The organism is Ruegeria sp. H8 (assembly GCF_056532905.1).
Genome location: NZ_JBQFNY010000014.1, coordinates 29,744 through 44,077 on the forward strand (window position 1 = coordinate 29,744; position 14,334 = coordinate 44,077).

Here is a 14,334-nt window from a genome sequence, read left to right on the forward strand (position 1 = left end):
GCTAGAAATCCTGTGCGGTAAGGCGATAGGCCTTGCCAAATCCGGCGTTCAAAAGACCGTCCTGAATGGCGAACCGGACCAGTCCGAAATCGGCGAAATCGATATAGAGTTTCGCTTTGGGCCGTCGCGCCAAGTACCGGTCGCGCAAGTCACCATAGCCTGCCATGTCCCGGTGAACCGGCTGAGCGATCACGTGCAATGTCAGGCGCGGATGGGTCAGCGGGTCGCCCTTGTCTGCGGGCTCTCCGATCAGAAGGGCGCAGTTGGGGCAAGTGCTCAGCGCGCGCGTGTGTTCCGCAAGGGTTGAAATCAGAGAGACAGGGCAACCTGCTTCATCTGCGGCCAGCGCGATCCGCGAGACAGACGGCAACCCGGTGTCAGGGTGCAGAAAGGCCAGTGCGGCAAATTTGGCCTGAAAGAGAAGGTCTTGTGCTTGCAAGCGCGCCGCTGCGTCAGGCGTCTGATAGGGATCGGATTGGGTCACGATATCGGTTCGACAGCAAAAAATCGGGCAAATGACGGTTCCCTGTCACCTTAAGTGCCTGAAATGGATTGCGCCATTTGTTTTACCTCAGCGATATGGGATTGCCTCGGCTTTGCCACAAATCGACGTTACAGATCAGACAATGCTGTTCAAGAAACCCTCGCAGGATACGCCCGATCCGAAGCCGCGGCCGTCCAGACGACACCGGCGCGCAGAGGCGACGCGCAGGCACGCGCTGTCTCCGCTACGCATACTGGTCATGGTTCTGTTGTTGCCGCTGACCACCGTGCTGATCGCCACGGGTGTTTTTCTGCGCCTGTCCGAATTTGAGCGGGAAGAGGCGGTGATCCACCTGATCGCATTGGCGGGTTGTGATGCAACGCAGTCGCTGGGGGTGGGGCCGTTTTACGAGGGGCAGGCAGGGTATCACAAGCGCAATGACCCGGATGGCGACGGGGTCGCCTGTGGCGCTGCCAACCCGCCCCGGGCAACTGCGCCGGCACTTCACAACAGTCCCGAACCGCAACAGCGGTCTCTTGGAACGGCCAAGTTCGTGCGCCCCTGACGGTTGTAATCGCGAAGTCCAGAAATTCTGCCTGGGCCGGGGCCAGTTGCCTGTGTCATACCGCTTGACCCAAGCGAACGGGCGTCATGTCACAGAGGGATGGCAATGCAGCGGATCAACCCCATCTCATAAAGATGGCAAAACAGGAGATCGTATGATGCAATGCCCGATTGACGGAACTCAACTGGTCATCACGGACAGAAACGGGGTTGAAATCGACTATTGTCCGCAATGCCGAGGTGTCTGGCTGGATCGGGGCGAACTGGACAAGATCATCGAGCGTTCGACAGCGTATTCTCCGCCACAACCCGGCTACGATGACCGGGCGGATCACGGCTATCGCAAGAAAAAGAAGCGTGGCGGTTTTCTGGAAGATCTGTTCGATTTCTGACCCGGTCAGGACAGCTGAGCCCCGGCACATTCGCGGAAAATGCGAACCTGGGGCGCTGCACCGTCCAAGGGAAATTCACTCACCCTGTCCTGCGTAAACGCATAGGCGGTCCGGTTGTATTCCAGCCCGTCCAGCACGTTTCCAAATCCGGTATCGGTGACTGTCAGCATCGATGCACCGTCGGACAGAACATGATGCGGAGTGGCGATTTCGATGGGGTTCGGCCCCTCGAACCGCATCGCGAACCATGGGGTGTTGGTCCAACCTTCGGTCTTGCGGGTAACGGACAGGGTATAGAGCGGTTTTGCCGGGTCATAGGTCAGGAATATCTCTGCCGTGTCCGTCATGTGTGACAGGGTGCAGATCTGGCCCACCGTTGCTTCCCACGCGGCGGCGGGTGTGCCGAGGGTCAGTGATAACAGGACAACGCGCATGGGGCGGAGTCTAGCGGCCGAAAGGTCCGGGGCAAGGGTTGCGTCAGCCTTTCATCGCATTCAGCAGGTCCAGCAACCCCTTGCGGTCGTCATCATCGGCATAATCGCCGGCGGCCAACCGTTCGGCGATCCGCAGGCGCAGACGCTCGTGCTGGGTGCGCACCTCTTTGCCTGCGGTTTCGGCCAGGGTCTTCATGATCACCGCCACCGCCTGCTGGCGTTTGGTGGTGGGGTTGGCGATGTAATCGACCAGGCTCTGCTGCCCGGAATCGAGGATGTTTTCGGCCAGCGCCCGCAACTGATCGCCATTGGGCAGCAGCGGGGCGGGGGTGCCTTCGGGCGGCAGGATCTCGGGCGCGCTGCGTGGGGTTTCGGTCAGGGCGTTGGCGCCGTCGACGAATGCCTCGGTGATCATGCGGGTGATTTTGATCGCGCGCGGGTCCTTGAACAGAGTCGAGGCGATGGCCACGCCGTAATCGGTATAGACCCAAGGATTGACCCGCCGCCCACCGCGGCCCTTGGGTTTTGAAATCACATTCTGTGATGTCAAATCGGCCACCTCGGCGTCGGTCAGCTGAAAGCGGTAGCCTTCGAACAGGTCTTTGTTGCGCGAGACGGCCTGATTGAAGGCGCTGACGGATTTTCCGTAGAACCGCGCCAGATCCTCGGCCAGCACCACGCGGGTGCCGCGCACCCGGTGAATGGCGCTTTGGACCTCTTGTGTGCTGGGAAGGTTTTTCGGGTTCGTCATAGCAACCGTTTGGAATCACAATCTGTGATTTCAAACGTGGAGGAGGGAGCGCTGGGCTGCAAGGGTGGAGTGTGTGCGTTCGATTGCTAGGGTGTAGGATGGGTTATTTCACCCATCATTTTGACCGTTTGAGAAAGATGGGTGCGAGCCCCCATCCTACGCATGCATGCCTTCGCAAGGCCTAGTTCTCATAATTCAACCCAGTAACTTTGGATTGCATCACCATTGAAGCAAGCAGTTCGTGAACCATTTGCCTTACTGCGGCGTCCTCTGCAGTGTTATCTGGTGCAACCTGGGATCCATCAGGAGAGCAAAAAGAGCCGGGATTGGAAGTGCCCCGATGGAGAAAAAAGTTTTTGTGTTTTGGTGACTTGTCAAAGTGAGCGCCGCCAACAGTATTTCGCATCCAAGAAACAATTTGTATCCTAGAAAACTCTTGCCTTGAGGAGTTCAATAAAACAGGCTCGTTCAGCCAATCATTGACAGAAAGTTTGCGATACTCACTTTTTTCCGCACCAATTTGCACGCTTTTCACGTCTTTTGGAACGTGTTTTACCGTCATTTGATGGTTTTCTGAGTGAATGCGAATATTTGTAAGCAAGCTTTGTGGAAGAAGGTTTTCCTTGTCTAAGCTTTTGTCGACGCTGGATATCACGAAAATTTCATCCTTAATTCCCAGCGCCCTTAAAATGGATATGTGAGATCCGCCTTTGTCGTGGCAAATTGTATTGATACCATTAGCCATCCAGAGACAAGTGAAGTGATTTCCTTGATCGTATTGGTTAATCGCAATGCTAAGTAATCTGCATTGTGTAAACAGGGCAAATTGAACTTCAATCGATTGCTTTTCAAAACCTATCCACTCATCTGACGCCGACACTACCTTACCTCTTTCGCCGCTTAACATTCCCACCCCGCTGCCCCGGCCGTCCGGCCGTTGACCGCCCGCGCGACTTGACCGCATCCTCGGACGCTTTCTCGACCGCCCATTGGCGCGCCATGGGGTCGTCGGCGACGGCCAAGTCGACCGCTTCCAGACGTTTGATCTCATCCCGGATGTTGGCGGCCTCTTCGAATTCCAGGTTCTCGGCCGCCTTGCGCATCTTCTCGCGCAACCCGTCCAGATGGGCCTCAAGATTGGCGCCGTGCATCGGTTTGTCGATGGTGGCGGTGACGCGGTTCATGTCCACATCGCCTTCGTAGAGACCGGCCAGAACGTCCTCGACATTCTTCTTCACCGTCTCGGGGGTGATGCCGTGTTCCTCGTTATAGGCAATCTGCTTGGCGCGGCGGCGGTTGGTTTCCTCCAGCGCGCGCTCCATCGAACCGGTGACCTTGTCGGCATACATGATCACCCGCCCGTCGGCGTTCCGCGCGGCGCGGCCTATGGTCTGAACCAGTGAGGTTTCCGAGCGCAGGAAGCCCTCTTTATCCGCGTCCAGAATGGCGACCAGCCCGCATTCTGGGATGTCGAGCCCTTCGCGCAGCAGGTTGATGCCGACCAGCACGTCGAATGCGCCCAGCCGCAGGTCGCGCAGGATCTCGATCCGTTCCAGCGTGTCGATGTCGGAATGCATGTAGCGGACCTTGATGCCCTGTTCGTGCAGGTATTCGGTCAGGTCCTCGGCCATGCGTTTGGTCAGCGTGGTGACCAGCGTGCGGAAGCCATTGGCCGCGACCTTGCGCACCTCGTCCAGCAGGTCGTCGACCTGCATCTCGACGGGGCGGATTTCGACCTCGGGGTCCAAAAGGCCCGTTGGGCGGATCACCTGTTCGGTGAAGACGCCGCCGGTCTGTTCGATCTCCCACTTTGCCGGGGTGGCGCTGACGAAAATGGATTGCGGGCGCATGGCGTCCCATTCCTCGAATTTGAGGGGGCGGTTGTCCATGCAGGACGGCAGGCGGAAGCCGTGTTCAGCCAGCGTGAATTTCCGCCGATAGTCGCCCCGATACATGCCGCCGATCTGCGGCACCGAGACGTGGCTTTCGTCGGCGAAGACGATGGCGTTGTCGGGGATGAATTCGAACAGGGTCGGGGGCGGCTCGCCCGGCGCGCGGCCGGTCAGATAGCGCGAGTAGTTCTCGATCCCGTTGCAGACGCCGGTGGCCTCGAGCATCTCCAGATCGAAATTGGTGCGCTGTTCCAGCCGCTGCGCCTCGAGCAGCTTGCCCTCGCCCACCAGCTGATCCAGCCGCTGGCGCAGTTCCTTTTTGATGCCGATGATGGCCTGCTGCATCGTCGGTTTCGGCGTGACATAGTGCGAGTTCGCATAGACGCGCACCTGTTCCATTGTCGCGGCGCGCTCGCCGGTCAGCGGGTCGAATTCGGTGATGCTTTCCAGTTCCTCACCGAAGAACGAGAATTTCCAGGCGCGATCCTCAAGGTGAGCAGGCCAGATTTCAAGGCTGTCGCCCCGCACCCGGAAGCTGCCGCGCTGGAAGGTCTGATCGTTGCGGCGGTATTGCTGGGCCACCAGATCGGCCATCACTTGCCGCTGGTCATATTCGTGCCCGACCTTCAGATCCTGCGTCATCGCCCCGTAGGTCTCGACCGAGCCGATGCCATAGATGCACGAGACCGAGGCCACGATGATCACGTCGTCCCGTTCCAGCAGCGCCCGCGTGGCCGAGTGGCGCATCCGGTCGATCTGTTCGTTGATCTGGGATTCCTTCTCGATATACGTGTCCGATCGCGCGACATAGGCCTCGGGCTGGTAATAGTCGTAGTAGGAGACGAAGTATTCGACCGCGTTTTCCGGGAAGAAGCCTTTGAATTCACCATATAGCTGCGCCGCCAATGTCTTGTTGGGGGCGAGGATGATGGCCGGGCGCTGGGTTTCTTCAATCACCTTGGCCATCGTAAAGGTTTTGCCCGTTCCGGTCGCCCCCAACAGAACCTGATCGCGCTCTCCATCCAGAATGCCGCCCGCAAGTTCCTTGATTGCGGTTGGCTGGTCTCCTGCGGGGGCGAACTCCGTATGCATGACAAACCGTTTGCCGCCTTCCAGTTTCAGGCGGGCCCGAACATCTTCGGTTGTCATTTGGGTCTTGTCGGAATGGGCGTATGGCATGGGCAGGCTCCGGATCAGGCCCTTACATTTGTTCTTATTTTGTCCAACTGCAAGGGCTGATCCGGTACAAATCTCCCAGTTTCGACACTGGGCAGATACGCATCCGGATTGTGATCCGAACCAACCTTGCCGGCCAACGCGCCAAGCTCGCCGATGAGAGCCTTCGTCATCATCGGTTTGCCGGCGATTACGGTATGGGCTTCGGTCGAGGGCATCGCCCGGTTGTTCCCGGGGTTCGCGTCGACGCCCAGAATGCATTCACTATGGATCATCTGCTTATCCTTCGGCTGATTTGTCGAAGATCATAGTTGGCCCTGATGACAGTTTCTGTCATTGGCTTGCTTCGACAATCCGCGACAATTGTTGTCTTGTCCCGGGTTGCGCTCTGACGCATAAACAGATCCAGCCAAGTGAGTACGGAGAGGCGACATGCGCGCACGGATTTACCAGCCTGCAAGGAATGCGATGACTTCAGGGATGGCCAAGACCCGCAAGTGGGTTCTGGAATATGCCCCCGCTTCGGCACGTGAGGTTGATCCGCTGATGGGCTGGACATCATCCAATGACACGCAAACCCAGATACGCCTGAAATTCGACACCAAGAAAGAGGCGATGGATTATGCCAGGGACAATGGCATCGATGCGCAGGTCAGCGAGCCGCACAAGCGCAAACCCAACCTGCGCGCACGCGGCTACGGAGAAAACTTCGCCACTGACCGCCGCGGTCCCTGGACTCACTGAATGATCGAAATTCGCGAGGCCGACCCCACCTCGGACGTGTTGCGCCCGATTGTGGAAGCTCATTTCGCCCACAGCGAATCGGCCGGCCCTGCTGAAAGCAACCATACGATGAGCGCAGAATCACTGGCCGGACCGGGTATTCGATTCTGTGCGATTTACGACGATCAGCAGGCGTTGGGCTGCGGCGCCTTGAAACTGTTACCCGATGGCACGGCCGAGGTGAAATCGGTGCATATCCTCGCACAGGCACGGGGGCGCGGACTGGCGCGTGTCATGATGGCTCATCTGGCCGATCTGGCGCGCGCAGAAGGCGTCGAAGCTTTGGTTTTGGAAACCGGGGCAGAGCATCTTCCAGAGTATGATGCCGCCCGCAAGCTTTACAAAGCGTTGGGTTATTCCTATTGCGGACCGATCTTTGGGTACAGTGACGATCCGAACAGCGCATTCATGCGCTTGGCTCTTGAACCCCGCTCATAAAAACCGCAAGAAGGGTGCAGCGGTCCCTTAGCTCAACTGGATAGAGCAGCTGACTTCTAATCAGCAGGTTGAGGGTTCGAGTCCTTCAGGGATCGCCATTCTCGAATTTCGATTTCGATGAACACGTCAGGCCGCAATGCGGGCTGTTTCTTCGCGGTTGTTGGGTGAGGTATGAAGGGCTGGACGAGGGGGTCATGCCAGCCCTTCTAAGGGGTCACAGAGTGGTAGTGTGTGTTCCTTAACCAAACATTAACCTGATTCACCATGTTCCGAAATTGGGGGATTCCCGTAGGACGGCCAATGCGCGGATTTCAGCGTGTGATTTGCAGCTGGCGGATCGGGATCCGAGGTCATAACGCGAATTCTTCAGGATGAATTGGGGCCTGGGCCGTAAAAGCGCCAAGGTTGTGAAAAAAATATTGCAACCGGTTGCAAATAGAATCATTGTTGCGCGCAACAACAAGATTCGGGAGATCTGTATGTTGAACGTCGGATTGTTGGGTGCCGGGCGCATCGGGCGTGTTCATGCGCAGGCGATTGCATCGCATCCGGGCAGCAAACTCATTGCTGTTTCCGATGCCTTGCCCGAGGCCGCGGCCAGCCTTGCCAGCGATCATGGGGCCAAGGCGCGCAGCTCCGAAGAGATCATTGCGGATCCGGAAATCGGCGCGGTTCTGATTGCAACTCCAACAGATACGCATTCTGACCTGATTGAAGCAGCCACAGGTGCAGGAAAAGCCGTTCTGTGTGAAAAGCCCGTTGATTTGGACCTGAAGCGCGCCACGGAATGTCTGAATACGGTCTCGGAACGCGGCAAGCCGGTCATGATAGGGTTCAATCGGCGATTTGATCCCAATTTTGCGACCCTGAAGGCGGGGTTGGATGCGGGTGAGATCGGCAAGGCAGAGCTCTTGTCGATCACATCGTTTGACCCGGCGCCACCACCGGTCAGCTACGTAAAGGTGTCTGGCGGCTTGTTTCGGGACATGATGATCCATGATTTTGACATGGCGAACTTCCTGATGGGGGACGTTCCCGAAACAATCTCGGCGGTTGGGTCTTCGCTTGTGGATGCTGAAATCGGCGCCGCGGGGGATGTGGATACAGCGGCAGTTACAATGACTTACGCGGATGGCCGCATCGCGGTCATCAAGAATTCGCGGCGCGCGGCCTATGGCTATGACCAGCGGGTCGAACTGCTGGGGTCCGAGGGGTTGCTACAGGCTCAGAACATGCTGGAAAACACTGTCGTAAAGTCAACGGCGGACGGTGTCGTGGGTGCCAAGCCGACCTATTTTTTCCTGGAACGCTACATGCCTGCATACCGCGTGGAATGGGCCGCATTTGTCGACGCTGTTGAAAGTGGGTCCGAAGTTCCGGTCACGCTGAGGGACGGTGTTACAGCGCTGGCGATGGCCGAGGCCGCAACCCTGTCGGCGCGGGCAGGAAAACCGGTTCGGATGGAAGAAATTTTGAAACCGGTTGCAAAATGATCGAAATACTTCAAACTAACGGCAGCTCGGCCCAGCGCCGCAGCCACTGAGATTCGGCACAGCCGGATGATCGGGGCTGGTACCCCGACAGAAGATCAGACTGAACCATTGGGAGGAAACTGAAATGAAGAAATTCGTTAAAGGCGCGCTTGCTGCGGGGGCACTGGCCTTGGCCACACCTGCATTTGCGCAGGAAATCGTGGTCGTGTCGCATGGCCAGGCCAATGACGCATTCTGGAACGTCGTGAAGAACGGCGTTGAGCAGGCCGGAAAAGATGTCGGTGTCAACGTGGAATATCGTGCACCTGAGACCTTTGACATGGTTGCCATGTCGCAGCTGATCGACGCAGCCGTGAACCAGGAGCCTGACGGGCTGATCGTCTCGATCCCGGATGCCGATGCGCTTGGCCCCTCGATCGAACGTGCGGTTGCCGCCGGTATCCCGGTGATCTCGATCAACTCGGGTGCGGAAGTGGCCAAGGAACTGGGCGCTCTGCTGCATGTGGGCCAGGACGAATATGATGCGGGCAAGGCGGCTGGTGAAGAGCTGGCCTCGATGGGTGGAACGAATGCGATCTGTGTTAACCACGAGGTCGGCAACGTGTCACTTGACCTGCGCTGCGAAGGCTTCACCGAAGGGTTCGGCGGTAAAGTAACCGTTCTGCCGACCTCGAACGATCCGTCCGAGATCGAGTCCAAAGTTGCCGCCGCGTTGGCCGCTGACGAAAGCGTTGATACCGTTATGGCTCTGGGCGCAAGCTCGGCCGGCGAGCCTTCGGTCGCCGCGGCCAAAGCCTCGGGGCGGGATTTGAATGTTGCCTCGTTCGACCTTTCGGCCAACTTCCTCCAGTCAATCGTGGATGGTGACGCGGCCTTTGCCATCGACCAGCAGCAGTACCTTCAGGGCTACCTGTCGGTGAACTTCATGGGTCTGCACGCCAAATACGGCCTGATGCCGGGTGGCGACGTGCCTTCGGGTCCGAACCTGATCACGCAGGACAAGGCCGCACAGGTCATCGAACTGTCCGCGCAAGGTATCCGCTGATTTCGGCGCGGCTCGACAAACAACAGGATCGGCGCCAACGCGCCGGTCTCACCGAATTGGGAGGAAACCATGAGTGAATCAGCGCCCGTCCTGTCGGACGAAAGGGTCAAGAAAGAACCATTCCTGACCAAACTGATGAAAAGACCCGAGCTGGGCGCCATTGCAGGCGCGGTTCTGGTATTCGTGTTCTTTGCGATTACCGCAGATGAATCGATGTTCACTCTGGCCGGTGTCATGAACTTCATGACCCCCGCGGCACAGTTGGGTATCCTGGCGATCGGTGCGGCACTGCTGATGATCGGTGGAGAGTTCGACCTGTCGATTGGATCGATGGTCGCGTTCTCGGGGCTGTTTTTCGGCGTCTGCGTCGTGACCTGGCAATTGCCGCTGATCTTTGCCATCCCGATGACATTCGTATTTGCGGCCTGTGTCGGTGCGATTAACGGCAATATCGTGATCCGCTCGGGCCTGCCTTCGTTCATTGTAACGCTGGCGTTTCTGTTCATCCTTCGTGGCCTGTCACTGGTGGGTCTGAAAATGGCGACAGGCGGTTCGACCCAGTTGCGCGGTGTGCGCGACGCGGTCGAAAACGACTGGCTGGCCCCGTTCTTTTCGGGCGAAGCATTCGGCAGCCTGTTCGCATGGCTGGCCGCCAACGGCATGATCGACACATTCAAAAGCGGCGCGCCCAAGGTCCCGGGAATTCCGGTCGAAATCCTGTGGTTCATCGTCATTACACTGGCGGCAACCTACGTGCTGCTGCGCACCCCGGTGGGGAACTGGATTTTCGCCTCGGGTGGGGACAGCACGGCTGCATCCAATTCAGGTGTTCCGGTGAATCGCGTCAAGGTTTCACTGTTCATGCTGACGGCCTGCTGCGCCGCCCTTGTGGCGATCATTACCGTCATGGACGCGGGCTCGACCGATGCGCGGCGGGGGTTCCAGAAAGAATTCGAGGCGATCATCGCTGCGGTGATCGGCGGCTGCCTGCTGACCGGCGGGTACGGCTCGGCCATCGGGGCTTTCTTCGGCTCGATCATCTTTGGAATGGTCGTCATCGGACTGACCTATACCGACTTTGATCAGGATTGGTTCCAGGTCTTCCTGGGGGCCATGCTGTTGATTGCCGTTCTGTTCAACAACGCGATCCGCAAGCGCGTAACCGGGGAGCGCTGATATGACCGAAGACACCAAGTTCCACCATGGCGATGCCGTCGACGATCAGGCGCCCATCGTTCAGATGAAAGACATCGAAAAGCACTTTGGCAATATCATCGCGCTTGCTGGCGTCAGCTTTGACGTCAAGCCCGGGGAATGCCATTGCCTGCTGGGCGACAACGGCGCGGGCAAGTCCACCTTCATCAAGACCATGTCCGGGGTGCACAAACCCACCAAGGGCGAGATTTTGTTCGAAGGTCAGCCGCTGCATTTCGACACGCCGCGTGACGCGATGGAAGCGGGCATCGCGACCGTGTTTCAGGATCTTGCGATGATCCCGCTGATGAGCGTAACGCGCAATTTCTTCATGGGGCGCGAACCCACCAAGGGCAAAGGGTTGTTCAAGCGGTTCGATGTGGATCATGCAAACGAAGTCTGCATGGAAGAGATGCGCAAGATGGGCATCAATCTGCGCGCGCCGGATCAGGCGGTTGGGACATTGTCCGGCGGCGAACGTCAGACGGTGGCCATCGCGCGGGCGGTGTATTTCGGTGCCAAGATCCTGATCCTCGACGAACCGACCTCGGCGCTTGGTGTGCGTCAGACGTCGAATGTTCTTGCCACGATCGACCGGGTGCGCAGCCAGGGTGTCGGCGTGGTTTTCATCAGCCACAACGTGCGCCATGCGCTGGCGGTGGGTGATCGTTTTACCGTACTGAACCGCGGCAAAACTCTGGGCACTGCCAAACGCGGTGAAATCACACCCGAAGAGTTGCAGGACCTGATGGCCGGCGGTCAGGAAATGGCCGAGCTTGAGGGATCGCTGGGCGGTACTGTCTAAAGCAAAACGCTCGGATGCCCTCACGGGGGCATCCATCGGGCGGTGGCACCTGACGCCACTCTGATTTCAGGCTCTGACAAAAGGCCTGACACCTTCGAAAATGAGAAAACCCGCGGACCGCCGATGGCGGCTCCGAGTTGAAAGGGATCATGATGAGCAAAACAGTCCGATTGACCGCGGCGCAGGCTCTGGTGCGCTATCTCGGGACGCAGATGAACGAGGCCGGAGAGCCGTTCATCGCAGGTGTGTGGGCGATCTTCGGCCATGGCAACGTGGCAGGTCTGGGCGAGGCGCTGCATGGGGTGAAAGACCGTCTTCCCACCTATCGCGGTCACAACGAACAGACCATGGCACACAGCGCGATTGCTTATGCCAAGCAGTTGTGCCGGCGGCGCGCCATGGCGGTGACGTCATCAATCGGACCGGGGGCCACCAACATGGTTACGGCCGCTGCTCTGGCCCACGTGAACCGTCTGCCTGTTCTGTTGCTGCCCGGCGATGTATTTGCGACGCGTGGCCCCGATCCGGTTTTGCAGCAACCCGAAGTGTTCTCGGATGGAACCATCAGTGCGAATGATTGTTTCAGACCGGTCAGCCGGTATTTCGACCGCATCACCCGCCCGGAACATCTGCTGACGGCTCTGCCGCGCGCCTTCCGCACGATGACGGACCCGGCGGATTGCGGCCCGGCGACGCTGGCCTTTTGTCAGGATGTGCAGGCCGAAGCATATGACTATCCCGAAAGCTTCTTTGAGCCACGCGTTTGGTATCAGCGCCGCATTCGCCCGGATGAGGGGGAACTGGCGCGCGCCGTCGCCGCGATCAAGGCCGCCAAGCGCCCCGTTATCGTTGCTGGCGGAGGTGTGCATTATTCGGACGCAACCGCCACATTGCAGCGTTTTGCCGAGGCACACAATGTCCCCGTGGCCGAGACACAGGCCGGCAAGTCCGCATTGGCCTGGGATCATCCGCTCAACCTTGGCCCTGTTGGTGTGACCGGGGGCGAACCTGCCAACGACATCTGCGCAAAGGCGGATCTTGTGCTGGGCGTCGGCACCCGGTTTCAGGACTTCACCACCGGGTCATGGGGTTTGTTCGCGAACCCCGAGCGCGAGTTGATTAGCTTGAACACTGCCGCCTATGACGCCGAAAAGCACGGAGCGATGCCGTTGCAGGCCGACGCTCGGGTTGGTCTGGATGAGCTCAGAGAAGCGCTGGGCGGCCATCGCGCGCCGGATCTGCCTGCGGCATTGAAATCTGATTGGTTTGGCAAAGTTGATGCGCTGACGGATGCCCCGACGGACAGCAATGCGCTGCCAACGGATATGCAGGTGATCGGCGCCGTGCAGCGGGCCGCCAAGGAAAACACTGTTGCGATGTGCGCTGCCGGCACGATGCCGGGTGAGCTGCACAAGCTTTGGAAGGCACCACGCCCCGGTGCCTATCACATGGAATATGGTTTCAGCTGCATGGGGTACGAGATCGCTGGTGCCATGGGCATCAAGATGGCCCAGCCCGACCGCGACGTGATCTGCTTTACCGGTGATGGCACTTATATGATGGCCAACTCGGAAATGGCGACGGCGGCGATGATGGGGATTTCGTTCACCGTTGTCGTCACGGACAACCGCGGGTTTGGTTGCATCAACCGTCTGCAAATGGGGACAGGCGGGGCCGAGTTCAACAACCTTCTCGACCACACTGTGCATGAGACAAAATCAGCCATCGATTTTGCCGCCCATGCGGCAGCGATGGGGGCGACTTCGGTCAAGGTCAGTTCGATTGCCGAACTTGAAGACGCGCTGGCCAAACGCGATGAGGTCAAAGGCCCCTATGTCGTGGTGATCGACACCGATCCCTACCCATCGACCGAATATGGCGGAACCTGGTGGGAAGTGGCGGTGCCCGAGGTCAGCACCCGCCCCGAAGTGAATGAAAAGCGCGCGGCCTATGAAGCCGCCATCAAGGAAAGAAACACGAAATGAGCGTGAAGATCGGCATCTCTCCGATTGCCTGGCAGAATGACGACCTGCCGGACCTGACCGCAGCTTACACGATGGAGCAGGCGCTGAAAGAAGCGCGCGAGATCGGCTATACAGGTGTCGAACGAGGCCAGAGGATGCCCGCCGACACCGAAGGGTTGCGGGCCTATCTGGACGCAAATGACATCGCGCTGTGCGGGGGGTGGTGCTCGGGCAGCACGCTGGTCAACGACCTGCACGCCGAGATCGCCGTGGTGCGTGAACAGGTCGAACAATTCGTTGCGCTGAACAGCCCGTGCATCGTCTATGCCGAATGTTCCAATACCGTCCAGGGACAGATCAGAACGCCTGTCAATGATCGCCCCAAATTGTCGCGGGACGAGGTTCTGGCCTATGCGGGCAGGCTGACCGAACTTGCCAAGTGGATGGCAGATCAGGGCATGCCCATGGCCTATCACCATCACATGGGCACGATCATCGAAAGTGAAGATGAGGTGAACTGGCTGATGGAGGGGTCAGGCCCCGAATTGAGCCTGTGTTTCGATACGGGCCATCTGCTGTTTGGTGGCGGCGATGTGATGGCCACGCTGAACCGTTGGGGCGATCGGGTGCATCACGTGCATTTCAAGGATATCCGCCCTGAAATCGTACAGGACACGCGTGAGAACAATCGCAGTTTTCTGGATGCGGTGATCGCGGGCGCGTTCACCGTGCCGGGTGACGGTTGCATCGACTTTCAGGCCGTGGCCAATGCGCTGAAAGCAATGGATTACAGCGGCTGGATCGTGGTCGAGGCAGAGCAGGACCCGGCCAAGGCGCCGCCCTATGAGTACTCGAAAATGGGCTTTGACCACATCGTCGAGGTTTGCGGTCAGGCAGGATTGGAGATCAAAGCGTAACA

Annotated in this window: 16 protein-coding genes and 1 tRNA gene; 11 read left to right on the forward strand and 6 right to left on the reverse strand. The window is 58.6% G+C overall.

The features are described 5' to 3' along the window. Nucleotide 1: 1 nt before the first annotated feature. A complete protein-coding gene (locus ACR0A2_RS20755) occupies nt 2-484 on the reverse strand; it encodes a HugZ family pyridoxamine 5'-phosphate oxidase (RefSeq protein WP_171232998.1) in 483 nt (160 codons plus the stop codon). Nucleotides 485-626: 142 nt separating this feature from the next. On the opposite strand from ACR0A2_RS20755, the gene ACR0A2_RS20760 reads away from it, so the two are divergent. Both ACR0A2_RS20760 and ACR0A2_RS20765 read left to right on the forward strand, forming a co-directional pair. Next, nucleotides 627-1,049 carry an excalibur calcium-binding domain-containing protein gene (locus ACR0A2_RS20760; RefSeq protein ID WP_171642391.1) on the forward strand — a complete coding sequence of 141 codons (423 nt, stop codon included), beginning with the start codon at nt 627-629 and terminating at the stop codon, nt 1,047-1,049. 157 nt (nt 1,050-1,206) lie between these two features. Further along, on the forward strand, nt 1,207-1,440 hold the full coding sequence (locus ACR0A2_RS20765; protein ID WP_171169092.1) for a TFIIB-type zinc ribbon-containing protein: 234 nt from the start codon (nt 1,207-1,209) through the stop codon (nt 1,438-1,440). Nucleotides 1,441-1,445: 5 nt separating this feature from the next. On the opposite strand, the gene ACR0A2_RS20770 is transcribed toward ACR0A2_RS20765, so the two are convergent. The 5 genes from ACR0A2_RS20770 to ACR0A2_RS20790 all read right to left on the reverse strand — a co-directional run bounded on the left by ACR0A2_RS20770 (nt 1,446) and on the right by ACR0A2_RS20790 (nt 5,968). Continuing rightward, the gene (locus tag ACR0A2_RS20770) at nt 1,446-1,874 is read right to left on the reverse strand and encodes a hypothetical protein (RefSeq protein WP_480837052.1); all 429 of its coding nucleotides are present in this window, start codon (nt 1,872-1,874) and stop codon (nt 1,446-1,448) included. Between the two features lie 43 nt (nt 1,875-1,917). Continuing rightward, nucleotides 1,918-2,625: an ORF6N domain-containing protein gene (locus tag ACR0A2_RS20775; RefSeq protein WP_480837054.1), complete on the reverse strand. Its 708-nt coding sequence runs from the start codon at nt 2,623-2,625 to the stop codon at nt 1,918-1,920. Between the two features lie 181 nt (nt 2,626-2,806). Next, a complete protein-coding gene (locus ACR0A2_RS20780; RefSeq protein ID WP_171642395.1) occupies nt 2,807-3,505 on the reverse strand; it encodes a hypothetical protein in 699 nt (232 codons plus the stop codon). A 4-nt stretch (nt 3,506-3,509) separates the two neighbouring features. Beyond that, complete coding sequence (gene uvrB, locus ACR0A2_RS20785; protein ID WP_480837056.1) at nt 3,510-5,696, reverse strand: excinuclease ABC subunit UvrB; 2,187 nt, start codon at nt 5,694-5,696, stop codon at nt 3,510-3,512. A gap of 14 nt (nt 5,697-5,710) precedes the next feature. Further along, entirely contained in the window at nt 5,711-5,968 is a 258-nt protein-coding gene (locus ACR0A2_RS20790; RefSeq protein ID WP_171725886.1) for a hypothetical protein, read from the reverse strand. A 157-nt stretch (nt 5,969-6,125) separates the two neighbouring features. Here ACR0A2_RS20790 and ACR0A2_RS20795 point away from each other — a divergent pair, with 157 nt between their 5' ends. The 9 genes from ACR0A2_RS20795 to iolE all read left to right on the forward strand — a co-directional run bounded on the left by ACR0A2_RS20795 (nt 6,126) and on the right by iolE (nt 14,332). Beyond that, nucleotides 6,126-6,437: an ETC complex I subunit gene (locus ACR0A2_RS20795; RefSeq protein ID WP_152459136.1), complete on the forward strand. Its 312-nt coding sequence runs from the start codon at nt 6,126-6,128 to the stop codon at nt 6,435-6,437. Beyond that, nucleotides 6,438-6,914, forward strand: a complete 477-nt coding sequence (locus ACR0A2_RS20800) for a GNAT family N-acetyltransferase (protein WP_171642419.1) — start codon at nt 6,438-6,440, stop codon at nt 6,912-6,914. 21 nt (nt 6,915-6,935) lie between these two features. Beyond that, a tRNA-Arg gene (locus ACR0A2_RS20805) sits at nt 6,936-7,012 on the forward strand. Nucleotides 7,013-7,393: 381 nt separating this feature from the next. Then, nucleotides 7,394-8,407 (forward strand): inositol 2-dehydrogenase, encoded by a 1,014-nt coding sequence (gene iolG / locus ACR0A2_RS20810; RefSeq protein ID WP_480837059.1) that lies wholly within the window; start codon nt 7,394-7,396, stop codon nt 8,405-8,407. Nucleotides 8,408-8,531: 124 nt separating this feature from the next. Further along, a complete protein-coding gene (locus ACR0A2_RS20815) occupies nt 8,532-9,452 on the forward strand; it encodes a sugar ABC transporter substrate-binding protein (RefSeq protein ID WP_152459133.1) in 921 nt (306 codons plus the stop codon). A gap of 69 nt (nt 9,453-9,521) precedes the next feature. Beyond that, nucleotides 9,522-10,628 (forward strand): ABC transporter permease, encoded by a 1,107-nt coding sequence (locus ACR0A2_RS20820; RefSeq protein WP_152459132.1) that lies wholly within the window; start codon nt 9,522-9,524, stop codon nt 10,626-10,628. A gap of 1 nt (nt 10,629) precedes the next feature. Further along, a complete protein-coding gene (locus ACR0A2_RS20825; RefSeq protein WP_480446136.1) occupies nt 10,630-11,451 on the forward strand; it encodes an ATP-binding cassette domain-containing protein in 822 nt (273 codons plus the stop codon). Nucleotides 11,452-11,603: 152 nt separating this feature from the next. Further along, nucleotides 11,604-13,436: a 3D-(3,5/4)-trihydroxycyclohexane-1,2-dione acylhydrolase (decyclizing) gene (gene iolD, locus ACR0A2_RS20830; protein ID WP_480837061.1), complete on the forward strand. Its 1,833-nt coding sequence runs from the start codon at nt 11,604-11,606 to the stop codon at nt 13,434-13,436. Next, nucleotides 13,433-14,332, forward strand: coding sequence for a myo-inosose-2 dehydratase (gene iolE / locus ACR0A2_RS20835; protein ID WP_480837063.1), 900 nt, complete (start codon nt 13,433-13,435; stop codon nt 14,330-14,332). The genes iolD and iolE overlap by 4 nt, the downstream gene beginning before the upstream one ends. Nucleotides 14,333-14,334: the final 2 nt, after the last annotated feature.